19 protein-coding genes are annotated in these 22,688 nt (G+C 41.5%); 5 read left to right on the top strand and 14 right to left on the bottom strand.

The window, feature by feature from the left end:
- Positions 1 to 13 precede the first annotated feature (13 nt).
- The 5 genes from ACMHKH_RS09975 to ACMHKH_RS09955 form a co-directional block, all read right to left on the bottom strand.
- Positions 14 to 1,174, bottom strand: a complete 1,161-nt coding sequence (locus ACMHKH_RS09975; protein WP_413520487.1) for an acyl-CoA dehydrogenase family protein — start codon at positions 1,172 to 1,174, stop codon at positions 14 to 16.
- 187 nt (positions 1,175 to 1,361) lie between these two features.
- Positions 1,362 to 2,846, bottom strand: coding sequence for a CoA-acylating methylmalonate-semialdehyde dehydrogenase (locus ACMHKH_RS09970; RefSeq protein WP_413520486.1), 1,485 nt, complete (start codon positions 2,844 to 2,846; stop codon positions 1,362 to 1,364).
- Positions 2,847 to 3,135: 289 nt separating this feature from the next.
- Entirely contained in the window at positions 3,136 to 5,163 is a 2,028-nt protein-coding gene (locus ACMHKH_RS09965) for a propionate--CoA ligase (RefSeq protein ID WP_413520485.1), read from the bottom strand.
- A gap of 220 nt (positions 5,164 to 5,383) precedes the next feature.
- Complete coding sequence (locus ACMHKH_RS09960; RefSeq protein ID WP_413520484.1) at positions 5,384 to 7,054, bottom strand: fatty acid--CoA ligase; 1,671 nt, start codon at positions 7,052 to 7,054, stop codon at positions 5,384 to 5,386.
- A gap of 226 nt (positions 7,055 to 7,280) precedes the next feature.
- Positions 7,281 to 8,447, bottom strand: a complete 1,167-nt coding sequence (locus ACMHKH_RS09955) for an MFS transporter (RefSeq protein ID WP_413520489.1) — start codon at positions 8,445 to 8,447, stop codon at positions 7,281 to 7,283.
- Between the two features lie 459 nt (positions 8,448 to 8,906).
- Here ACMHKH_RS09955 and ACMHKH_RS09950 point away from each other — a divergent pair, with 459 nt between their 5' ends.
- On the top strand, positions 8,907 to 9,815 hold the full coding sequence (locus ACMHKH_RS09950) for a dienelactone hydrolase family protein (RefSeq protein ID WP_413520483.1): 909 nt from the start codon (positions 8,907 to 8,909) through the stop codon (positions 9,813 to 9,815).
- On the opposite strand, the gene ACMHKH_RS09945 is transcribed toward ACMHKH_RS09950, so the two are convergent.
- Positions 9,810 to 11,063 (bottom strand): amidohydrolase family protein, encoded by a 1,254-nt coding sequence (locus tag ACMHKH_RS09945; RefSeq protein ID WP_413520482.1) that lies wholly within the window; start codon positions 11,061 to 11,063, stop codon positions 9,810 to 9,812. The genes ACMHKH_RS09950 and ACMHKH_RS09945 overlap by 6 nt on opposite strands.
- Positions 11,064 to 11,422: 359 nt before the next feature.
- Here ACMHKH_RS09945 and ACMHKH_RS09940 point away from each other — a divergent pair, with 359 nt between their 5' ends.
- The 3 genes from ACMHKH_RS09940 to ACMHKH_RS09930 all read left to right on the top strand — a co-directional run bounded on the left by ACMHKH_RS09940 (position 11,423) and on the right by ACMHKH_RS09930 (position 13,199).
- The gene (locus ACMHKH_RS09940) at positions 11,423 to 11,845 is read left to right on the top strand and encodes a tetratricopeptide repeat protein (RefSeq protein ID WP_413520481.1); all 423 of its coding nucleotides are present in this window, start codon (positions 11,423 to 11,425) and stop codon (positions 11,843 to 11,845) included.
- A gap of 229 nt (positions 11,846 to 12,074) precedes the next feature.
- Complete coding sequence (locus ACMHKH_RS09935; RefSeq protein ID WP_413520480.1) at positions 12,075 to 12,821, top strand: hypothetical protein; 747 nt, start codon at positions 12,075 to 12,077, stop codon at positions 12,819 to 12,821.
- A gap of 66 nt (positions 12,822 to 12,887) precedes the next feature.
- Positions 12,888 to 13,199 (top strand): DUF1244 domain-containing protein, encoded by a 312-nt coding sequence (locus ACMHKH_RS09930; protein ID WP_413520479.1) that lies wholly within the window; start codon positions 12,888 to 12,890, stop codon positions 13,197 to 13,199.
- Positions 13,200 to 13,274: 75 nt separating this feature from the next.
- Here the strand turns inward: ACMHKH_RS09930 and ACMHKH_RS09925 are convergent, their stop codons facing one another.
- From ACMHKH_RS09925 to ACMHKH_RS09895, 7 genes are all read right to left on the bottom strand, one after another.
- A complete protein-coding gene (locus ACMHKH_RS09925; RefSeq protein WP_413520478.1) occupies positions 13,275 to 13,718 on the bottom strand; it encodes an SRPBCC family protein in 444 nt (147 codons plus the stop codon).
- A gap of 51 nt (positions 13,719 to 13,769) precedes the next feature.
- Positions 13,770 to 14,552: an ankyrin repeat domain-containing protein gene (locus ACMHKH_RS09920; protein ID WP_413520477.1), complete on the bottom strand. Its 783-nt coding sequence runs from the start codon at positions 14,550 to 14,552 to the stop codon at positions 13,770 to 13,772.
- Between the two features lie 144 nt (positions 14,553 to 14,696).
- A complete protein-coding gene (locus tag ACMHKH_RS09915; RefSeq protein ID WP_413520476.1) occupies positions 14,697 to 15,251 on the bottom strand; it encodes an Rrf2 family transcriptional regulator in 555 nt (184 codons plus the stop codon).
- Positions 15,252 to 15,356: 105 nt separating this feature from the next.
- The gene (locus tag ACMHKH_RS09910; protein WP_413520475.1) at positions 15,357 to 16,613 is read right to left on the bottom strand and encodes an NnrS family protein; all 1,257 of its coding nucleotides are present in this window, start codon (positions 16,611 to 16,613) and stop codon (positions 15,357 to 15,359) included.
- A gap of 139 nt (positions 16,614 to 16,752) precedes the next feature.
- Positions 16,753 to 18,225 (bottom strand): hypothetical protein, encoded by a 1,473-nt coding sequence (locus tag ACMHKH_RS09905; protein WP_413520474.1) that lies wholly within the window; start codon positions 18,223 to 18,225, stop codon positions 16,753 to 16,755.
- A gap of 175 nt (positions 18,226 to 18,400) precedes the next feature.
- A complete protein-coding gene (locus tag ACMHKH_RS09900) occupies positions 18,401 to 18,838 on the bottom strand; it encodes a DUF3429 domain-containing protein (RefSeq protein ID WP_413520473.1) in 438 nt (145 codons plus the stop codon).
- A 49-nt stretch (positions 18,839 to 18,887) separates the two neighbouring features.
- Positions 18,888 to 20,294: a DASH family cryptochrome gene (locus tag ACMHKH_RS09895; RefSeq protein WP_413520472.1), complete on the bottom strand. Its 1,407-nt coding sequence runs from the start codon at positions 20,292 to 20,294 to the stop codon at positions 18,888 to 18,890.
- Positions 20,295 to 20,482: 188 nt separating this feature from the next.
- Between ACMHKH_RS09895 and ACMHKH_RS09890 the strand changes: the two genes are divergently transcribed.
- Entirely contained in the window at positions 20,483 to 20,713 is a 231-nt protein-coding gene (locus ACMHKH_RS09890) for a hypothetical protein (RefSeq protein WP_413520471.1), read from the top strand.
- Positions 20,714 to 21,146: 433 nt separating this feature from the next.
- Here ACMHKH_RS09890 and ACMHKH_RS09885 read toward each other — a convergent pair whose 3' ends face one another.
- Positions 21,147 to 22,637 carry an aldehyde dehydrogenase family protein gene (locus tag ACMHKH_RS09885; RefSeq protein ID WP_413520470.1) on the bottom strand — a complete coding sequence of 497 codons (1,491 nt, stop codon included), beginning with the start codon at positions 22,635 to 22,637 and terminating at the stop codon, positions 21,147 to 21,149.
- Positions 22,638 to 22,688 lie beyond the last annotated feature (51 nt).

Below are 22,688 nucleotides of genomic sequence, written 5' to 3'. Positions count from 1 at the left end.
TCATATAAACTGATTAGCGTAACTGACTTAGCGCATCGTCTTGCAGCAGCTGGCGTGAGACAATTACCCGCATGATTTCATTGGTGCCCTCTAAAATCTGATGCACGCGCAAATCACGAACATGACGTTCAAGTGGATACTCATTAAGATAGCCGTAACCACCATGTAGTTGCAGGGCTTCGTTAGCGACATCAAAACAAAGATCAGTAGATAAACGCTTTGCCATCGCACAATAAGTTGACGCTTGCGCATCTTTATTGTCAACTTTGCTTGCTGCTAGATACAGCATTTGCCGTGCGGTAATAGTTTGGGTCAGCATATCAGCAAGCTTGAACTGTACCGACTGTAAGCTAGCAATCGTGCTACCAAACTGACTGCGCTCTTGGACGTAATTGGTCGCTGTCTCAAGCGCCGCTTGCGCAGTACCGACCGCACAGATACCAATATTAATACGACCACCATCTAGACCTTTCATCGCAATACGAAAGCCTTGACCTTCCTCGCCAATGAGATTCTCTGCTGGTACTTTGACGTCTTTAAAACTGATTGTCCGTGTTGGCTGCGCTTTCCAGCCCATTTTATGCTCGTTTTTGCCATATTCGATACCAGCGCTATCAGCATCAACAACGAATGCTGAAATGCCTTTTGGCCCTGCACCACCCGTCCGTGCCATCACTACCAATACATCAGTCGAGCCTGCACCTGAAATAAAGGTTTTTTCACCGTTGAGCACATAGTACTCGCCTTGCTTATCTGCTTTAGTGCGCAGTGACGCTGCATCAGAGCCAGCATTGGGTTCGGTCAAGCAATAGCTGCCAAGCCATTCACCGCTGACCATATTTGGCAAGTATTTTTTGCACAGCGCATCATTACCAAATTCGCCAATCATCCAGCCTGCCATATTATGAATACTCATATAGGCAGCAACAGCGGTATCGCCCCATGCCAACTCTTCAAATACCATGGCAGAATCTAAGCGCGGCAGACCTAGGCCATCATACTCAGGATTGGTATATAGGCCTAAAAATCCAAGTTCGCCTGATTTCTTAATCACATCTATTGGGAAGTGCGAGGTGCGATCCCATTCAGCAGCATTGGGCTTTAGCTCTTTTTGTGCAAACTGCCTAGCAGTTTGGCGAAAAGCGATTTGGTCATCAGTCAATGAAAAATCCATAGAGGCATCCTTGTGCTTGCATAACAAATATGGTGGATTAAAATTGATAAGCAGTTAGCTTAATACCGTTATTACAATCATTGTTTCAAATAATCTAGCGGTGTAGCGATCATAAGACTGCGTTTTAATAAAACTATAAACACATTAAGCAATATGAATGCTATACCGCAAGTATAAGTGATTAACCTTAAATTGAAATAGTTGTATTGACGCCGCGACTTGCTTCATCATCAAACCAACGTGCAGTAACGGTCTTAGTTTGGGTATAAAATTGCACTGCTTGCTTACCATAAGGACCCAAATCACCAAGCTTACTAGCACGTGAGCCTGAGAATGAAAACATCGGTAGAGGCACAGGTATCGGTAAGTTAATACCAATTTGACCGACTTGAATGTCTTGTTGGAATTTATGGGCAGCAGCGCCTGACTGGGTAAATATTGCCGTGCCATTGCCATGTGGATTGGCATTAAGCAGCTCAATCGCTTCATCCAAGCTATTGGCACGCATGATACATAATACTGGACCAAAGATTTCTTCTTTATAAATTTGCATCTCTGCGGTGACATTATCAAAAATAGTTGGACCAACGAAGTTACCCTTCTCATAACCCTCGACCGTAATACCGCGACCGTCCAGCAGTAAGCTCGCCCCTTCCTCTACCCCTGTACCAATCAAATGCTCAACACGCGCTTTTGCCGTAGGAGAAATCAGTGGACCCAAATCTTTATCATGTTTACCAGCTGAAACGATTAAACCTTCTGCTTTAGCTTTGATGTCATCAATCCACTCACCAGCGGCACCGACTAATACTACGACCGAAAGCGCCATACAGCGCTGACCAGCAGCGCCAAATGCAGCTCCTGCTAGCTGATTAAGCGTCTGCTCTTTATTAGCATCTGGCAAAATAACGCCATGATTTTTTGCGCCCATCATACACTGTGCGCGTTTACCTGATTGACTAGCACGCTCATAAACGTGTTTGCCGACGTTGGTCGAACCCACAAAAGAAACTGCTTTAATATCTGGGTGGTCACAAATCGCATCGACGGTTGCTTTGCCGCCATGCACCACGTTTAGGACCCCTTCAGGTACGCCTGCTTCAATGGCAAGCTCTACCAGACGCATGGTGACCATTGGATCTTGCTCAGAAGGTTTTAGGATAAAAGTATTACCCGTGGCAATCGCCATTGGGAACATCCAAAGTGGAATCATCGCTGGGAAGTTAAATGGCGTGATACCAGCACAAACACCTAATGGCTGCCAAATACTATAAGTATCAACGCCTGAAGCGACGTTTTCAACAAAATCACCAATTTGCAAATTGGCAATTCCAGCAGCATGCTCGACGACTTCTAAGCCACGGAATACATCACCGCGCGCATCAGCAATGGTTTTGCCCTGCTCTGCGGTCAAGATTTCTGCCAGCTCGTCCATATGCTCACGAATCAGTGCCTGATACTTCAAAAAGATACGGGCACGTGTGGTAATTGGCGTTTTGCGCCATGTCTGAAAAGCGGTCTTTGCGGCTGCAACTGCTTGGTTTATTTCATCATCAGTCGTTTGCGGTACTTTGGCGATGACTTCTTGAGTGGCTGGATCGGTGATATCAATCCATTCGCTAGTATTAGAATCAATAAATTGACCATTGATGAGCTGTTTTATGTGGTGCATAAGATGTCCTTATCTTGTTTGCAAGACTGTCCTTAACTGACGTCTTAGTATATTAAAGGCTTTGAATTTATAGCTTTATCATTATTTCATATAATTTTAAAATGATTTATTTCGTATCATTATTGACTATAACAATAAAACAAATTTATGGTCAAGCCCTTTATGATTCTTTTAACAAAGTTAATGTGATTGTGTGATTTATTTACTGATTTCATTAGAAGTTTAAAATCCAAAAAAAGCCCATGAATATTTATGAGCTTTTTTAGAGAAAGGAGGTTTTAAAATGTACTTAATAATCTTTCATAGATTGCTTGACCGCATCAATAGCCGTTGGATTATCAAGAGTAGACATATCGCCGGTTGGTTTATCCTCTGCTAACGCTCGAATAGCACGGCGCAGGATTTTACCAGAGCGTGTCTTTGGTAATGCTTGCGGGAAATAAATCGCGGCAGGTCTTGCAATACCGCCCAATGATTTTACGACAGCGCCAATTACTTGCTGCTCAAGACGGAAGCGGTTTTCAGTCGTTGCCACCAGTTCATGGTCTTTGAGTACGCAAAAAGCAATCGGTAGCTCGCCTTTTAGCTCATCCTGGATACCCACCACCGCACACTCTGCAACCTCTGGATGGGTGCTAATCGCCTCTTCAATCTCTTGAGTACCTAATCTATGACCGGCGACGTTGATGACGTCATCGGTACGACCAAGGATATGAAAGTAGCCGTCTTCGTCAACGACAGCATAGTCTGATGTTGAATATTGATTGCTGTCCGCTAAGCTAAAGTAGCTGTCAATAAAGCGCTTATCATTACGCCAAACGGTGGTTAAGCAGCCCGGTGGTAAAGGCGCACGAATCGCAAGCAACCCTTTTTCGCCAGCCTTACATGGCTCACCCGTTTCTTCGTTGATAACCTGTGCATCGTAGCCATACATAGGATAACCGGGCGAGCCTTGTTTATGCGGTTTATGATTAAATCTAGGCGTATTGCTCAAGATAGGCCAACCCGATTCTGTCTGCCAATAATGGTCTAAAATCGGTACACCTAAATGCTTGGTCAGCCAACTGGCAGTCGACTCATCTAGTGGTTCGCCTGCTAAAAAGAACGATTTGACGCTTGAGACATCGTAGCGTGTCATCCATGTTTCATCTTGCTTTTTGAGCATACGCACACCAGTCGGCGCGGTAAACAAAATATTAACCTTATTTGCTTCGACAATTCGCCACCAGATACCAGGGTTTGGTCGATGCGGTAAGCCTTCATACATGACACTGGTCATGCCAGCTAGCAACGGCGCGTAGATGGTGTAAGAGTGTCCGACTGCCCAGCCAATATCAGATATCGCCCAAAATGTCTCGCCTGCTTTACCATCATAGATATAATCCATTGATGTGGTCAACGCCACTGCATGCCCACCAGTATCACGCTGCACGCCTTTTGGTGTACCTGTTGTACCCGATGTATAAAGTAAGTAGGATGGCTCATTCGATTCAAGCCAGACTGGCTCTACGATAGCATTAGCCTCATAGCTGATTCGACGTTCAGTAGCATAATCGACATCTAACTCTTTTACTCCAAACGGCAAGATACCGCGGTTGACTACCAGCACATGCTCAGGTTTGATGGTTGCCTGCTCGATACCTTGATTGACAAGGCTCTTATAATTGACAACCTTACCACCGCGCAAACCTGCATCTACCGTGATAACCATTTTTGCTTCGGCATCATCCATACGAATGGCTAAGTTATGCGCCGCAAAACCACCAAATACTACCGAATGCACCGCACCGATACGCGCACAGGCGAGCATTGCATAAGCTGCCTCCAAAATCATTGGCATATAAATGATGACACGATCGCCTTTCTCAATACCGTGGCGCTTTAATACATCAGCAAAATAATTGACTTCTTTATATAAATCGTTGTACGTCAGACGGCGCTTGGTATAGTCAGTATAAAACTCAACGTTATTACCCAATTCTTTAAAGGCATCGACAATAGCAGGATAGGTTTCTATGAGTTCTTGATTAATCTCTGATGACAGCCAAATAAAGGCATCCTGCTCTGCGCGTTCTGCAAGGTGACGATCAACACAGTTGTAACAAAGGTTGGTCTCACCGCTGACAAACCACTGAGCGAAAGGCAGATTGCTATCATCAAGGATTTGTTCAGGCTCTTTATGCCAGTAGATACGTTTTGCTTGCTCTGCCCAAAACTGTTCTTTATTTTCAATAGAGCTACGATAAATCTCAGCAAAGGCTTGAGTAGTATTAAATGATGTTTGATTGGTCACTGCAGTGGCGGTGTGCTCGCTCATAATAGCTGTCCTTAGCATAAATGATGGGTAATGCGATATGATATTGTCTGATAATATCGTAATGTAAAACTGGCTATCCCTGCCAGCTATCCTTACTAGATTAAAAACCGATACACTACGTATCGATTTAGTAGGTATCGGTTTAAAATGTAGCAGAGCCAATCATAAAGGTCAACTATTAAGCAAAATATCTGCTCAATAGGTAAACCACTTTAAAAATCTATACCTCGGTTTGATTGGCATACATCTCACGCATTACTTTTTTATCATGTTTACCAACGGAGGTTTTTGGTAGCTCATCGACAAATTTAAACTGACTAGGTACACCATATTTTGGAATCATACCACGTGCCACTGCCTGCTCTGCTAGCGCTTTGATATCCTCGGCTTTGGTATCTTGGCAATTTGGTTTGAGTACCACCAAGGCAAGTGGACGCTCACCCCATTGTTTATCAGGCACCCCAATCACGGATACATCTGCCACCGCAGGATGTAGCGATAAAATCGTCTCAATCTCTAACGACGATATCCATTCACCACCTGATTTAATCACATCTTTTAGGCGATCAGTGATTTTAATATAGCCATCAGGGCGTATATAAGCGATATCTTGGGTGTGCATATAGCCGTTTTCCCACAGCTCTTTGCCAGCGTCATCATTTTTAAGATAACTTTGGGTCAACCAAGGTGCTCGTAATACCAGCTCGCCGGTGTTATCTTTACCTTTACCCACCGGCTGATTACTGGTGTTCCATACTTGAGCATCGACCATCAGTACGGGCTTACCAGTCATACAGCGGCGAGCTATATCCTCTTCTTCACTTAGCTGCGGCTCATTAAGACTGAAATCCGTCAAGCTAATCAAAGGTGCTGTCTCCGACATACCGTAACCGGTATAGACTTCGATACCTTGCGCCATCGCCGCTTTTGCCAAACCTTCTGTCAATCGTGAGCCACCGATAATCATTTTTAGACCATTAAAGCTAGCACCGCGATCTTGCGCTTCTTTAAGTACCATTTGCAAAATAGTCGGTACACAATGGGTGATACTGACCTTTTCATTGATAATCAAATCCATCAACAAATCGGGTGCATAACGGCCAGGATAGACTTGTTTTAGACCTGTCATGGTAGCCGTAAACGGAAAACCCCACGCATGAACGTGGAACATCGGCGTCATTGGCATATAGACATCGCCATAGCTAACGCCTTGCTTGTTTGGTAACATACCAATCGATGCCGCTTCAGTCAGGGTATGCAGTACCAATTGACGATGGCTAAAGAACACGCCTTTCGGATCACCTGTTGTACCTGAAGTATAAAAGGTCGTGGCAATGGTATTCTCATCAAAATCTGGAAAATTAAAGCTATCATCAGCAGCAGCAAGTAGCGCTTCATACTCACCTTTAACGCGGTTCTGATTGCCACCAAATACGCCCTCAGAGGTCACGCCATTATCATCAAGCCAAATAATATGCTCAATGCTAGAGTTCTCAAACTGATAGTCTTTAACCAGCGGCGCAAATTCAGAGTTAAGGAGCAGTACTTTTGGTTTCGCATGATTGATGGTATAGAGTATTTTATCCGGTGACAGACGAATATTGACCGTCTGCAAAATATACTCTGACATCGGCACGGCAAAGTAGGATTCAAGATAGCGATTGCTGTCCCAGTCCATGACAGCTACCACATCACCAGCATCGAGGTTCAAGCCGTCTAAAACATTTGCCAAACGATTGATACGGTTGAACAAGTCTTTATAGGTGAAACGCTTTTTATCCGCATAAACAATTTCTTGATCGAGTGATACGGTTTTGGCACGGTTTAATAGCTGTTTAATTAGCAGAGGGAAATCATAGGCAGATGGCGCACTGTGATAGATATTTGACATAGGTTTAACATCCTTGTTAATGGTATTTTGAATAACGGTATCTTTGTATAATGGTGCTTTTGAATGACTAAAAACAACATCGATTAATGCTTTGCTCGGCATGCTTATCTTTTTATTAGCAACTCATTGATAGTAAGAAAAAACCCTCCCTATGTAAAGGCACGGCACGTAAGTGGCGCAGCACTCAGTGTTCGATAATACTCATTTGATAATCCCTCAGCTTGTGCTAGCTTGTTTTAGGTAAAGATGTACGCGGTTTTGTTTTAATCATGCCAAAACTTGCTACTAACAGCGCCAATACCTGTACAAATAATAATAGCCAAACCGTCAGTGACCATTGCCCGCGCGCATAGACGATGCCGCACAGCCACGCACCCATCGTGCCGCCGGCATAATAAGCCATATAGTATAAACCTGAGGCTAATGAGCGACCTTTTGTAACATTGACTGCAATATAGCTGATGGTCGCCGCTTGGGTAATAAAAACGCCTGACGATAGAATAGCAAGCCCAACGATAATGCCCCATAACGGCGTAACTAGCGTCAATAGCGCCCCAAACATCGAAAAGACCACTGCCACTCGGACGGTGCGCGCGGCTCCAAATCGACGTAATAGTGTGGTCGATAATGGCGTGATGATCACACCGATTAAATAGACCGCAAAAATATTGGCAAGCGCCCCCGTACCTAATTCATAAGGCGTGCCAGCAAGATGCAGATTAATAAATGTAAAGCAGCCAACGAGAGAAAATAATACGCAAGCGCCTAGTAAACATGCGGTTACGACATAACGGTTGGTCAAATGCTCACCAAGCGTTTGCATCGCTGAGCGAAAGTTTGGATTGGCTATAAAATGCCGCGATGATGGCAACATTTTTCCGACCCAAACTGCACCGATAAGCGTCATCACTGCCATTACATAATAGCCAGCACGCCAGCCTATAAACTCATGTAAATGTCCCAGCAAAAACCGCCCCATAAAGCCACCGAGTACCGAGCCTGAAACATAGAAGGACATTAGCTCTGTGACAGCACGCCCCTCAAACTCCTCACCGATATAAGCAATGGTCACTACGGTAATGCCTGGGACAGACAATCCTTGCATGAAGCGCCACATACCCAACCAGCCAATACTCGGACTTTGGGCAATTAAAGCTGTAGGTATCGCCATAAATAATAGCGCCCCAACGATAAAAGATTTGCGCCCGACCGCATCAGACAACATGCCTAAAAACGGTGACATAATAGCAATCGCCATTACCGTTGCGCCAACAATCATCCCTGCCTGCACTTCAGTGGCTGAAAAATCAGTCATCAATACCGGCAAAATTGCTTGAATAGAATACACCTGCAAAAATGCAAACATACCTATCAGACCAATAGTTAGCTTCAATAGCCATGAAGGTGAATAGAATGGTGGCTGGGTTTTAAGCGCATCAATAACATTGTTTGTTGGCGTGTTATCTTTGGCGTCGTTATTGGTATTGTTATTAATCGCATTATTCAAAGTATGACTGACTGTATTGTAGGCCTTTTTAGCTGAGGCTAGTTGGCATAGGTGATAGAAATGAAGCACTGCTATATGAGCCGACAACTAAAAAATTATGGCTCACAGCAAAATGAATGACGATTTATTTTATCACATCAAATAACCAACTCAGGTTTCGGAGTGTTATTCACGTTGTGCTATTAATTTGATTTTAAGCACGTGATATCAATACTGGGCAGGTGATTTATATTTTTGACAAATAGCAGATTAATATCTACCATTATTTTTTACTAGCCCTAAGTTTTGATAGTAATTGACAACGCTCCACAATCCGCTAAAAAACCTTTATAAAACAGACTATTTATGATGCTAAACACACCTTCTTTTTCGACATCTATAATCGCTACTAGCGTACTACTATTCTCGCTAAACGTGAACGCTCTAACGACAGATAAAACACCTTCAATGGAAACGTTACTAACATCCAACTGTATTGCTGATAGCGTCATTAGTGCGGCTGAACTTTCGGATACTCGCGACAATGGTCCTTTTTCTGTCGCTAAAAAGCACGTACCGCGGCAGCTGGCAAACGGTTTTGGTGGTGGTACGATTCATTATCCAACCGATGCCAGTGGCTGTGGTCTATTAGGCGCTATCGCGGTGATACCTGGTTATGTATCTTACGAATCCTCTATCAAATGGTGGGGACCGCGTTTGGCATCTTGGGGCTTTGTCGTTATTACTATTAACACCAACTCTATCTATGACAACCCAGATAGCCGCGCCGCGCAACTAAATGCTGCCCTTGATCATATCATCAATGACAGTACCGTCGGTGCGCAGATAGACAGCAATCGCTTGGGCGCTATCGGCTGGTCAATGGGTGGTGGTGGCGCACTCCGTTTAGCAACCGAGCGCCCAAGCATACGCGCCATTATTCCACAAACCCCTTATCACGAAAAAAGCTATGGCGACATGGACACGCCCGCTTTGTTTATCAGTTGTCAAAATGATCGCATTGCAGCTAATAAAAATTATGGCAATGTCTTTTATAACAATGCTTCAGGTCCTAAAATGAAGATTGAGATAAAAAATGGTAGCCACTTTTGTCCAAGCTATCGTTTTAACGAGATACTACTGAGCAAACCAGGTATTGCATGGATGCACCGCTATATCAATAACGATACACGTTTTGATAAATTTTTATGTGGCAAGGAGGACTATAGCAGTAGCCCACGCATATCAGCCTACGACCATAAAAACTGCTTATAATCCGCTCAAAATAACAGCCGACGCATTGCAAAATGTCTGCTTACCGTTTTTAAAGCCTGCCAAAGCCTGCGCGTTGGTTCTAATGGCGGTCACCGCATCTTTAGCTTCCAAGACGACTAGAGTTGCAGGCGCGCCAATGGCAATTTCCGCTTGCATTGACAGTATCTTTGCCGCATTTTTACCAATCATATCAAAGACAGCTTCTATATCTTTGTCTTTTGAGAGTTGAGCGATATTGGCATACATATTACCCATTCTAATAAGCGAGGCATCACCATAAGGAGTAAAAGCATTGAGAATATTGTTGCTAGAAATGGTGGTATTAATGCCCAACTCTGCCAGCTCATTAGCATTCACCATCCCTCTTGGGATTAATGCCTCATAATCGCGCCCATTTAAATAGATATCGGTCGCAGGCAAGACGGTTAATGAAATATCCGCGAATTTTAATAGCCCTGCCATTGCGCCGCGTTGTAAGGTATTCATCGCCGAAAGCTTAGTCACATGACCAATCGACACACGCCCTTGATACTGACGTTTGAGAGTTTCTTCAACCACTTTAGGGATGCTCGAGCCTTTAGGATCTAAGTCAAAATCCAAATGAAAATCAACATTGACATCGAACTGCTCTGCTAAATCAAATATCATCTCGATATGGCGGTCTGGATGATCGTCTTTATAAGGGCAACCACCAACCAAATCCGCGCCTTGCGTCAAAGCTTGTCGTAATAGCGCATAAGTTTGTGGCGCCATGGTCAAACCATCTTGAGCAAAGGCGCAAATCTCGATATCCATTGCAAAGGCATATTTTTCCCGCGCTTTTTTAATGGCATTAAAGCTGCGTAATTGGGTTTTGGCATCCGTTTCTACAAACGTACGCAGTCCCACTGTGCCTTTTTTTATCGCCATCTCTATCACTTTGCAAGCACGCTCATATACATCGTCTTCGCTAAACTCTGCTTTTGCCTGCCCTGTCTCACTTACTGCTTCATCCAAATCACCAGTTTCTATATTGCAGCGATCAAGTATGCAGGCTTTATCAAGGTGGATATGGCTTTCATAAAATCCTGCACAGACGAAGTTGCTTTTAGCATCATAAATGGTGGGATTAGCATTATTTTCAGAAGCTTTATCTTCATAGCTTTCAGTATGACTATCTTCGATAGCGGCAATCAGCCCATCTTTTATCTTTATCGTGACCTTCTCTTGATAATTTGCCAAGCGAGCATTAGTAATAATGACATCCATGATTGTGATCCTTTCTAGTTTTTATTAATAATTTATTAAATCGCTTGGGCTGACTATATTTAACAAAACACTAATAATTGTTTCGCCAAAATCGAATTACTACAACCACTTTATCGCAACTGTTTAATTCTCAATCCTTCAATAATAAACAATGGATAAACTCAATCGTCTATTGAGTGAGCGCAAGTAGGATGCTATTTTACAGCCCCTGCTTACGTCTGCCGTCCAGCAGTAACACAAATAATGTTAAAATAACGATTTTCCCATATTCTAGCTACAGCTTTGCTCCTAGTTTCAGAAATATATTCTCTACCGCTTTACCTAAAACGCTACGCTCAATTTTAAAAAGGATGTGAATCATGATTAGTACTAAAATATATAAGTCCGTCTATACCTTAGCTGAAAAGCTCCTAGAAGCCGACAGAAAAGGACATCAAGAAGCCTTTAATTGGCTGTATAGCGAGTTAAAAGCGATTTGCATAGACAATGAAAACACCGATAAAGACCATCCAGAACAGTGGGAAACTCTTGCTGACTTTACCGCAGAGTTAGATGAAGCCTTGGTCATTTATGATAAAGCGCTAGAGAAAGCCAAAGCCATCAATTCAAAAGACCATCTGTCATCCATTGCATTTTCTATGGCGGTGATTCAAGTTGAGTTGGGGCAAAAAGAAGCGGCTATTACGAGCCTACAAAATGCAAAAATCACTGCCAATAAAATCGAAGATAAAGAGTTTAAAGTAGAAATTGATAAGTTGCTAACCAAGCTATTAGCCGAGTAAATAATCTGAACTGTCAATCCAGTACCAATACTACATCGAATCAATACATTTCTACCTTCGCATATTGATACACATCCTGCTATCTTTTTTATGGCAGACTCTATGCACGCTTTTTTATTGTAGGATTTATAAGCCTAAGAACACATAGGCATTATTATAAGCATTTATAATTAGCAGCTATCTAACCACTAAAATAGTTTAAGAAAACAAACCATAAGGATTAGTATCAATGAGCGATAAAATCATAGATTTGGGAGCAGGGTTTTGGAACATTCGTGGTACGTTTCGCCTAGGCGGTGTGCTAAATATCGGCACGCAATGCTCATTGGTTAAACTTAGCTCTGGAAAGTTTGTTTTTTTAGACAGTTATACCTTGACTGATGACCTGCGAGCGCAAGTAATGGCGCTGACAAACAATGGGCAAGATGTCGAAGCAGTACTTAATCTCCACCCCTTTCATACTGTACATTGTACGCAAATGGCAAAAGACTTTCCGCAAGCGACTTTTTATGGCAGTAGTCGCCATCATAAAAAAGTACCTGAAGTACAGTGGGCAAAGGACTTAGTCGAAAGTGATGCGGTCGCTAAGCGTTATCCTGAGCTGAAGTTCTCAATATCACAAGGCATCCACTACATCGCACCTAATGAGATGATTCATGCAGGTTCGCTACTAGCATTCCATCCTGCCAGTAAAAGCTTACACGTTGATGATACTTTTATGAGTCCACCGACCAAATTACTAGAAGCGGTATTACCTGAATTATTGCTGCATCTAACGACCAAAAAAGCGCTGAAAAATGATCCAGATGCCGGCAAGCAATATTGTGATTGGGCGAGTAAATTAGCACATGACTGGCGTGATGTACGCAACTTTTGCGCAGCACATTCTTATTTGGTCACATTTAAAGACGGTGAGTTCGAGAAAGCGCTATTAAAAGCCATTGATAAAGCACGTCCTAAACTTGAAAACGCATAAGTTAAGTTAGGTTAAAGTTTGAACCTCTGCACACACAACTAGCTATTAAGTATTAGTGAAAATATTATGGCGAAATTAGAATCCAACACCGAATTAGAAGCCGCAGCATTTCGCCGTCTATTAGCTCATTTAGATGAGCGTAAAGATGTACAAAATATCGAACTCATGAATCTTGCTGACTTTTGTCGCAACTGTTTATCGAAATGGTATAAAGCAGCTGGTGAGGAGCGTGGTATTGAAATCGACTATGAGGATGCTCGTGAACTCGTCTATGGTATGCCTTATCCCGAGTGGAAACAAAAGTATCAACAACCAGCAACTCCAGAGCAATTAGCACGCTTTAACGAGATTGAAGCGGCTAAAAACAAAGCTGATTAAAACTAACAGTGGTGGCTCAACTAAATTTAGCCACCACTGAATAATTATAGCGAAAAAGCCAAAATCGCCACTGAGTTAGCGGCTTTCTATTGCTTTGAGTATGCTACTAAATCCTACCGTACCTTGTTTTTGCATTTTGCGATCAAGCAAGCGACCGATTAAGGGTAATGGTACTACTATTCGACCTTCTGATATCCATGTGACGTGGGTGGTTCCATCGCCTAAATCTCTTAAATCAATAATACCTTTATCATGGTTAAATTTTACAGGTCTAGCTTTTTCTATTTTATATTGCATATGAGTAGGACGCTCAAACGCAGTGATGCGCTCCCAAAGTTTAATGGGTCCCGTTTGTACGCTTCGTAAAGCACCAACGCCATTGCGTTCATCATCACCCTCAGTTACTAACTTAGCAGTACTCACCGCTTTAAATGATCCATAACTGGCATGATCACTTATGGCCTCAAACACCTCATCAATAGGTTTTTTTACAATACGTTCTACTTTTATTTTAAACACTGGCTTATCTCTTTAAAGTAAGGTTTTAAGTTTATGAACTTATTTTTTAAATTACTCACAACTTGCTTTGCCAGTACGATGATTGATAGCGCCATTTGCTTTTAGCAATTGCTGCATCTCTACATGCCCGCGCGTACAAGCATAAGAGTACGCGCCTTGATTATAAGAACCTAATTTCTTATCTTTAGTCGTCGCTACCAAGTTTGGATTGGCATCTTTTGACAGTAAGTATTTGACCGTTTCGATGCGGTTGTTGCTAGCGGCAACCATAATCAAGGTCTCGCCATCGCTCTCGCGAGTTTGATCGTTTAAATCAACGCCTTCACTTGCATCTAGTAAGTTATATACCTTTTTGACCACTTTGGTATTTTTACCCAATACGGCAGATTTTAGGACATTATAGACATCGCCTTTATCAGTCGCCTGCAAGCTTGCGCCTTGAGCAATCAGATAATCAACCATATCTTCATAACCAATAAATGCCGCCCAACCCAATGCCGTTTGATCAAGACTACCAGTATCTTTGACTTCTACATTTTGACCGTTTGCCACCATATATTTAACAGTCGCCAGATCTCCATGTTTGACTGCATCGAACCACTTAGCATCTGTGCCTATAGATGGTTTGTCGTAAAATACACGCCACGCGAGCTTGTCTTTATTGGCAATATCGAAATTCTCAGCAGCGCTAAAGCGAAACCCTGCTTGCAGCGTCGGCGCCACTTGTACTGTGCTACCTTGAGTATTATTACTAGCAGCATCTAAACTTGAACAACCTGTTAATAACATTGCTGCCATAACAGCGGATGCGCCCATTTTACAAACAAATTTCATAGTATAACCTTATACGAACTTAGATTTAATTTAAATAATATACACTGGAGTATTATAAGGTTAATAATAACTTAACAATGGCCATTAAGTAAATCACAAAATCTTGTTATATCTTAGTCATCTCTTAAAAACCAAGAAAACAACTTATGATAATAGTGCTGCAAGCTCATCTTTATTAGTAATAATATCTGCCAAGGTATAGCCTTCAAGCACTGCTATGAAAGCGGTTAACGCTTCAAAGAACACTTGCTTTAACTGACAGACAGGGCTAATAACACAGCCTACCCTAGCCGTCTGTGCTACTTCATCAACCAGTGTTAATGAGACATCTTTAGCGATATGTTCTTCGTGGCTACTGTCGATATTTACCAAATTATTATTACTATCGGACTTTGGAGTAACGGACAAGTCTGTCGCAAAACACTCAACCAAATTAAAATCTGGCTCAATTTGTTTAATCAATACACCTAAATTAATGTCTTTTGGGGCAAGGGCCAAGCGAATACCACCGTTTTTACCACGCACACTATCGATATAACCAAGTTGTCCAAGCTGGTGAATAATCTTGGTCAAATGACTTTTAGAAATATGATAACTATCGGCAATATCACTAATATTCGCTAATAAATACGGATCAGGCTTGGTCGCCAAATATATTAATGAGCGCAGCGCATAATCACTATAATTGGTCAGTCGCATTTTAAGCGCTCCTATTGTTAATCAGTAATGGATTCATTTAACATATATTGTCATTCAGATGCATTTTTATCACTGTCGCTATCAGTAAACAGATAGCAGCAAGCATTAACCAAATAAACCATCTGGACGCGGGCTTGCTAGGATACGCAGATAGCTGCTGCAAAACAATATAAAGCAGGCAATCCAAGCCCCTTGCGCGGCCATTACCCACCATAAATAATGGCTATTATCGATAAGTGGCAATAGCACGCGGCTGATAAATACCAATACCATCAATGCAAACATGATATTGAGCGTTTTGGGTGGCTGATGAATACTACGCCCTGTATGTCCAAGCGACACACGTGCCATCATCGCTACCGTCATCATACCAATACCGGCGATTGCCAATCCATGTACAGCAATACTATGATTATAACCGAGCCACGGCTGTAGCGCGTACAGTATAAAACTCACACACATGCCTAAAAACGCGACGAACAGCGACCATAACAACGGCTTTTGCCAAAGACTATGATGATACCAACCCATCAAGCGTACGATATTCACCACTGCCACACCAAGAGCACTAATGGTCAGCAAGTATTTATTGGGATAAAATAAATCAGTGATAAAAAAGGCGAAGAAGAATAGCAAACTTGTAATATCTTGTACCTTACTATTCCGTACTGTCACCGTTTCTGCCACGCCTGCGGCATTTGGAATACTCAAACCGCGTTCAATAAAGAACGGCACTACCCGGCGACCGATAGTCAATACCAAGCCAATAATAAGATAAAAACCTAAATAGACGCCTATTTTGGTTACATTCATATTGGCACTGATAATACCCCAGTAGCACAAGCCATTACCGAGCGTGAGTAGCGCAAGCTTTGCCAAGATACCCATTTGCTTATATTGCTTAACTTGTAACACAGCACGAAATACCACAAAAGCCATAGAACCGACAAATAGCAAATCAAACACGGCAGCTATATACAACAACCAAGCACTTTGCTCAAGACCAATATCAAACCCTAAACCAAATGCTATCCAGCCTAAACGTGCCAGCAACCAACAAACAAAAATACCCAGCAATCTATAACCGTAAGGCATCATAACGCCGGTCCACGTTTTCACCGCGGTCAGCAAAAACCCTGCTACTATGGCTAACGCATAGCCATAAATCATCTCATGACCGTGCCAATATAATGGATTTAAGGTTTGTGCATCGATATCGGTATGCCCAGTAAACACAAATGCCCACAATGCCATTGTTATAATGGCAAAAATTGCCCCTGCACTAAAAAATATCCGAAAGCTTAAGTTGAGTATAGGATGCGGCGAGCTTGGCGGCTTAGTAGGTAAATTAATCGATTGCATAGCAGGCTTCTTATAATGAATGTTAGAAAAGCTACCTTAAAGATTCATTTTAAATGAATCTTATTGACTATTCAATGTTTTTAGCTTTTAAGTTTGTTTATAAAGCACAGTTATCATTTTTTTATTCACGTAAAACCAATTACTTTTCTGGGGATGTGAATAACATATCGTCAGCCATACGACCAAGAATGGTCTGCACATAGGCATTATGTTTTCCTGAGTTTTTTATGACTTTTGCTTCTTCCGGTCTATAGCCAATGACACTTTGATCGGTGTGGAAATTCCACATATAACCTAATCTGCTTTCCGATCGATGATATAAAGGTCGTAAAACAGTCGTGTAATAACGACCATCCGTTCCTATAGCATTTGGATTTTCATATACATATCGTGTCTCATCACAGAAACTATTCGTCAGATTTCCATTATCATTACGTCGATTTGCTCTACTATAATTTGGGTCTTGCAAGGGTATTTTGAACCATGGTTCTATGCCTCTGACATTAGGCATTGGCATTAGCGTTGCCTTTCCATCTTGCGCTTCAATGCCGTGACTATCATGGCTGTCATGACTGTTGTAGCTAGAAAAACACTCAAATTTTTTATATGGAGAATCACCATTCTCAATGGTAATAGAATGAGAAACATAGGGTATATAATGTCCAATCGTTCTTTTTTTCGCCAAATCAGAGAGCTTTTGTCCGATTAATCGCGCTTTTGGGAATGCTTTCCCAGTCACCCAATCATCTTTTGAGGTTAGATTTATCCAAAAGGGTCGTTGCAGTGTTAAACCAGAGTTAGGGTCAGGATCCGGCATATTTTGATATATTTTATCAAAAGCGTCTGCCCCTATTGCTGAGTTTAATGTCACTAACAATGAACGACTTCCCAGAGGCCAATCTTTAACCGATTTTGCTTGTGCTAAATCATCGATAAAAGCTCGGGACAACAGTCGCCCACCAAAAGATTTGCCTATGATAAGCGTGTATCCTGAATGAGGGTTCTCTTGCACATTATTTACCAAAGAAATAATATCTGCTCTTACCTCTCCTTTTTTACCAATCGTATCCGCAACTTTTGCTCTATTTTGTACCGATAAAATATTGGCTAGAGCATTCTGATGTTTTTTACCATTCCAGCCAATATACACACCGATGACATTCATCTCTGGATTCTGGAAATTGCGACGAGCGAGTAGATAAGGAAAACTGACTAAATCTGGGCTTGGCTGGTCGCTGCTCGCATTATTATTCCAACTATTCACATAAATAACCAAATAAACCGGTTTGTTTGAAGTTGCCATGGCACGCTTAATGACATCGAGCTGCCTAGTGCCCTCAAATTTTTGACCATTCTCAGCATATTCCAAGTAAAGTAAATTGAAGGAGGTATTAGCAATAGTATCTCCCTGTTTTTTCTCCACCTGATCTTCTCGAAATACTGATACGCCATTGACGATCACCATATTGGTGACTGGCTTGATATTGGCATCTAACTCTGTTTTGGCGCAAGAATCTTCTATATCGCAGACAACTTTATGATAAGCCTGATCAGGAATAGTCGCACAAGACAGTAAGCTAAAGTAGCAAAGAGAAATAAATAGGTATCTCATAACCAAGCTCCTTTACTTCTTCGACTAAGCAAAGCCCTATTCCTGTAACAATAACATCAATGATATAAATAGCGCTAAGCGTCAAATTAGAATCTATAGCAGTATTTATACCATTATTTTGAATATTGTAATTTTGAACATAATGATTTTTAAAATCAAGATAACCAATAAAAACCTACAACTGAACCCCTGCAATAATAAGTGCAACAACCACTATTATAGTGACGTACTTTCTTACTCTAAAATACTCATTATTAATAATATGCGCTTGATGCAGACCATAATCAATCACTAACATGCTAATAAAGCCCGCGACCAACAGCCAAATAAAACCAGCACTTGATAAAATTAGAAACCCTAACCACAGTGCAAGCGCGATAATATTACTAAATATAGGTAGCTTGACCGCCCATGTATTGTCATCAGCTAAACTCAGATGATTACCCCAATGCGCGCCTGCCATAAATGACGCTATCACCAAGCCGTAAATCGAAAGAACATGCCCAATTTCCCCCAAAACTGGGATAGCGTCAATACCGATAGTAATAAAAATAGCACTAAGCACAAATGGCATAGCGCCTGCAAAAGTTAAATAAGGACTAGGTTTTTTCATAGTATTCATTTATCTCGTATTAAGGTATCTAATCTAAGGCTTATTACCGCTATTCACTGATTTTATTCCCTTGCCATTTTTTAATAAAGTCACCGTTGGGGTCATACTGTTGTGTTTGTTTTTTAAGATTAAACTGTCTGCACCCCCGTGGATCAGCGCCTACACCTGCTAAATACTGCCAATTACCCCAGTTACTAGCAACATCATAATCGATAAGATGCTGCTCAAAATAGCTAGCACCATAACGCCAATCAAGATTCAACTCATGAATCAGACAACTTGCAACGATTTGCCTGCCTCGATTGGACATATAGCCTGTTGCTTTCAGCTGATGTATACAAGCATTGACGATAGGATATGGCGTTGTACCCATTTGCCATTGCTCTAAACGTTCTGTATCAAGGCAAGTTGTTGGTGCATGCTGACTAATACCGCGGAACCAAAACAGTTTTTGTTGATGAGCCATTGCATACCAGTGGAAATACTCGCGCCATAGCAGCTCAAACCATATCCAATAAGTCGAGTCATTTGCGATAACTTGTGCTTCATAAAGCCGCAAGCGATTCAGTAGCACTTTGACCGATAATGTACCATTCGCTAGCCACGCTGAAAACTTAGTGGAGTGCGTCCAATCGTCCAGCGCATTACGAGTTATCTTATAAGTACTAGGCGCTTGAGAATTAAAATAGCTATTTAAATGACTGGTAGCGCTTGTTTCACCGCCTTGAAATTCAGATGGTTTTGTTTGCTGTAATAAATCCTCAGATTGTTGATTTAGTAAATATTGGTGACCATTCAGTATATTATCGGGCATGGGTGGCAATGCTTCTGGTGTCTGATAAACCTCAAAACCACTTTCTGCGGTTAATAAATTATGATGTGCTTCTACCTGTTTACGAAATTGAGTAAAGCTTTTGGGCAGCTCATCCGTTGGCATAGCAGCAAATAGTGTCGCTGTTGACTGACTGTGCCAATTAATATGCGGGAATTTATGTTGCAAGGCCTTATAAGCTTGATTTTGATAATAGTCTGCAGTTTGACTGACACAAATATCAGTGACTTGTTTTTGCTCGATAAGTTGGCATAGCCGTATAAAGTCATTTAACTCTTGGGATGAATCGTCTTGTACTGAATGTTGTTTTTCTAAACACAGCAATCTATTGCCAAGGCGTTGTAGTGATTTATCCAAATCAGCCAAGCTCTCAACTAAAAACTTCGTGCGTGCCTGCCCCATATCGGCAAACTGATAAAGTGGTTTACTAGCCTGCTCGGCAAGCAAATCTGCCATGTCTGAGACATAAACACACAGCAGTCGTCCGTTATTATCACTGGCTATTTCAGCCGCTTTTAGTAAGGTTGCATTATCATTAATCCGTAAATCATTATGGAACAGCATCAACACGATTTTTCTGTCCATCAGTGTTTGTGATAACGTAGCTGCTGGCTGATTGCCCATTATTATCCCCAATATTTTTAATTAGATTTACTTAATAAATTACTTATGAATAAATATAATACTTTATAATAGAAAATACTATACATGCCTTGTTAAACAGCAGCCTGTGATATTTATCATTATTCTCAGTATCATGATTGACTATCATTCAAGCGCCTGCTTAAATAGTTTATACCTAGGAGAATGCCATGACCGAAGAACACACTTCCACTCAAAAGCATAAAATTATTAATAGATTTTTAATCAAGCTTACCCAAGAACAGCCGCAAATGTACTATGCCACGACGTCTGAGATTTCTCGCAGCATTTATACAATGATAAAGGAACATACCAACCGCTTAACGGTTGAAGAACAAGCGCTCGTTAGGCACATGACTATTGAAGAGATACAGGGTTTATTGGGCTTTCATCTTAAATAATTATGTTTGAATTTTTTTAAAAGGCCGCCATGTAGCGGTCTTTTAATTGATATCAAGAGTGATAATCTATTACTCCTAAAAACTGACTACAACACATTGAAATCTCCATGATGCTCTAAAGAGTTTGACTTATTTATATTGTTATATATTATATTCAATATAACGAATATATTGGAGTAATGGGATTATGCAAAACTGGGCTAAAACGACCTGGTTCTTAATAACAATATGCGCGATATTATTAATAATAGTAACGCTTTTGAGAGTAAGCCATGTTATCTAATATGACCTTGATTTTTAATAGTCTTAAAGATAGCCTCTATATATCTTTCGTTATCCTATACGAATAAAAAAAGACCGCCCGAAGGCAGTCTTTTTTTATACTAAAATTTTCATTTAAAATATTTAGAATGGGTTATTTAAAACTGCGTATTTAAAAAGGATAATCACGCGGCGTATGCTGCACCGAGATCCAATGTAAAGTAGTAAATTCTTCGAGAATCCACTCGCCATTAAAGCGTCCGATACCTGAGTTCTTCTCGCCGCCAAAAGGTGCATTGCTTTCATCATTGACCGAGATATCATTGATATGGGTCATGCCAGCTTTGATACCACGGGCAAAGCGCAAGCCTTTTGCCATATCTTGAGTAAACACTGCACTTGATAAGCCATACATAGAGTCATTAGCAATCGACAACGCATCGTCTTCGTCTTTGGCGCGAATGATGCCGACCAAAGGACCAAACACTTCATTACAAGACAAATCCATCTCACGCGTTACTTCGGTAAAGATATGAGGTGGCACCATTTGACCCTTTATCTCACCGCTCAATAGCATTTTTGCGCCTTCTTGCTGCGTTTTAGCAATTTTATCTTTGAGCGATTTTACTTGTTTTTCGTTAATAATTGGACCGACTGCGGTATCTGCTTTGTTAGGATCACCAACATTCAAAGTCTTAACGTGCGCGACAAAACGGCTAACAAAATCGTCGTAAATCTCATCTTCTACAATGATACGGTTAATCGCAATACAAATCTGACCTTGATGTAGGAACTTACCAAAGGCTGCCGCTTTCACCGCTTGCTCAATATCAGCATCTTTTAACACGACAAACGGACTGTTACCACCGAGCTCTAACGCCACTTGCTTAATATAATCGCCGCCATTTGCCAATTCGCCAATATGCTTACCAACTGAGGTTGAGCCGGTAAAGGAAACCAAACTTGGAATGTCATGGGTGACAATCGCATCGCCAATTTCGCTACCGCTACCGACGACGACGTTTAACAGCCCTTTTGGTAAACCCGCTTCTTCGAATATTTTTGCAAGCAGCAAGCCACCCGTAATCGGTGTATCACTAGCAGGCTTCAGTACTACCGCATTACCTAATGCCAATGCTGGCGCAATTGAGCGTTGGGTCAAATGTAGCGGGAAATTCCATGGGCTAATTACCGCAATCACGCCCATCGGCTCACGATAGATAAAGTTCTCTTTACCTGGCGTGTTAGACGGACGAATCTCACCATGGACGCGATTAGGGAAACTTGCGGCTTCAAGGGTAATCGCACGCGCACTACTGAACTCGACCATTGCCTTAATACGCGTACTGCCCGACTCTTTAATGAGCCAATCAATTATCTCATCTTGACGCTGATCAAAAATATTCACTACTTTATAAAGGATAGTAGCACGCTCGTTCGGGGTTTGCTGTGCCCATTGCTTTTGCGCCTCACTGGCAGCTTGATAAGCTTCATCCAACTGCTTATCTGTCGCTTGTTGAATCTCTACTAACGTCTCACCGTTAAAAGGATTGGTATCGGTATTAATACTATCATCATCACCTTTTTTCCATTCGCCTGCGATATATTGCAAATGGAAATCCGTATAAGCATTTGGCGGGGTATTTTTAGTCTCGGTTGACATAATTATCCTTATTTATTTTTAGTTGATATTTAATTAAACAAACTCTTTTAT

This window comes from Psychrobacter glacincola (assembly GCF_965118485.1).
Taxonomy (GTDB): Bacteria; Pseudomonadota; Gammaproteobacteria; order Pseudomonadales; family Moraxellaceae; genus Psychrobacter; species Psychrobacter glacincola_D.
This window is presented reverse-complemented; position numbering and strand designations above follow the sequence as displayed.

Bases quoted from the DNA above. Each gene is read 5' to 3' on its own strand.
- ACMHKH_RS09975 (WP_413520487.1), bottom strand. From the start codon at position 1,174: ATGGATTTTTCATTGACTGATGACCAAATCGCTTTTCGCCAAACTGCT.
- ACMHKH_RS09970 (WP_413520486.1), bottom strand. From the start codon at position 2,846: ATGCACCACATAAAACAGCTCATCAATGGTCAATTTATTGATTCTAAT.
- ACMHKH_RS09965 (WP_413520485.1), bottom strand. From the start codon at position 5,163: ATGAGCGAGCACACCGCCACTGCAGTGACCAATCAAACATCATTTAAT.
- ACMHKH_RS09960 (WP_413520484.1), bottom strand. From the start codon at position 7,054: ATGTCAAATATCTATCACAGTGCGCCATCTGCCTATGATTTCCCTCTG.
- ACMHKH_RS09950 (WP_413520483.1), top strand. From the start codon at position 8,907: ATGATGCTAAACACACCTTCTTTTTCGACATCTATAATCGCTACTAGC.
- ACMHKH_RS09945 (WP_413520482.1), bottom strand. From the start codon at position 11,063: ATGGATGTCATTATTACTAATGCTCGCTTGGCAAATTATCAAGAGAAG.
- ACMHKH_RS09940 (WP_413520481.1), top strand. From the start codon at position 11,423: ATGATTAGTACTAAAATATATAAGTCCGTCTATACCTTAGCTGAAAAG.
- ACMHKH_RS09935 (WP_413520480.1), top strand. From the start codon at position 12,075: ATGAGCGATAAAATCATAGATTTGGGAGCAGGGTTTTGGAACATTCGT.
- ACMHKH_RS09930 (WP_413520479.1), top strand. From the start codon at position 12,888: ATGGCGAAATTAGAATCCAACACCGAATTAGAAGCCGCAGCATTTCGC.
- ACMHKH_RS09920 (WP_413520477.1), bottom strand. From the start codon at position 14,552: ATGAAATTTGTTTGTAAAATGGGCGCATCCGCTGTTATGGCAGCAATG.
- ACMHKH_RS09915 (WP_413520476.1), bottom strand. From the start codon at position 15,251: ATGCGACTGACCAATTATAGTGATTATGCGCTGCGCTCATTAATATAT.
- ACMHKH_RS09910 (WP_413520475.1), bottom strand. From the start codon at position 16,613: ATGCAATCGATTAATTTACCTACTAAGCCGCCAAGCTCGCCGCATCCT.
- ACMHKH_RS09905 (WP_413520474.1), bottom strand. From the start codon at position 18,225: ATGAGATACCTATTTATTTCTCTTTGCTACTTTAGCTTACTGTCTTGT.
- ACMHKH_RS09900 (WP_413520473.1), bottom strand. From the start codon at position 18,838: ATGAAAAAACCTAGTCCTTATTTAACTTTTGCAGGCGCTATGCCATTT.
- ACMHKH_RS09895 (WP_413520472.1), bottom strand. From the start codon at position 20,294: ATGGGCAATCAGCCAGCAGCTACGTTATCACAAACACTGATGGACAGA.
- ACMHKH_RS09890 (WP_413520471.1), top strand. From the start codon at position 20,483: ATGACCGAAGAACACACTTCCACTCAAAAGCATAAAATTATTAATAGA.
- ACMHKH_RS09885 (WP_413520470.1), bottom strand. From the start codon at position 22,637: ATGTCAACCGAGACTAAAAATACCCCGCCAAATGCTTATACGGATTTC.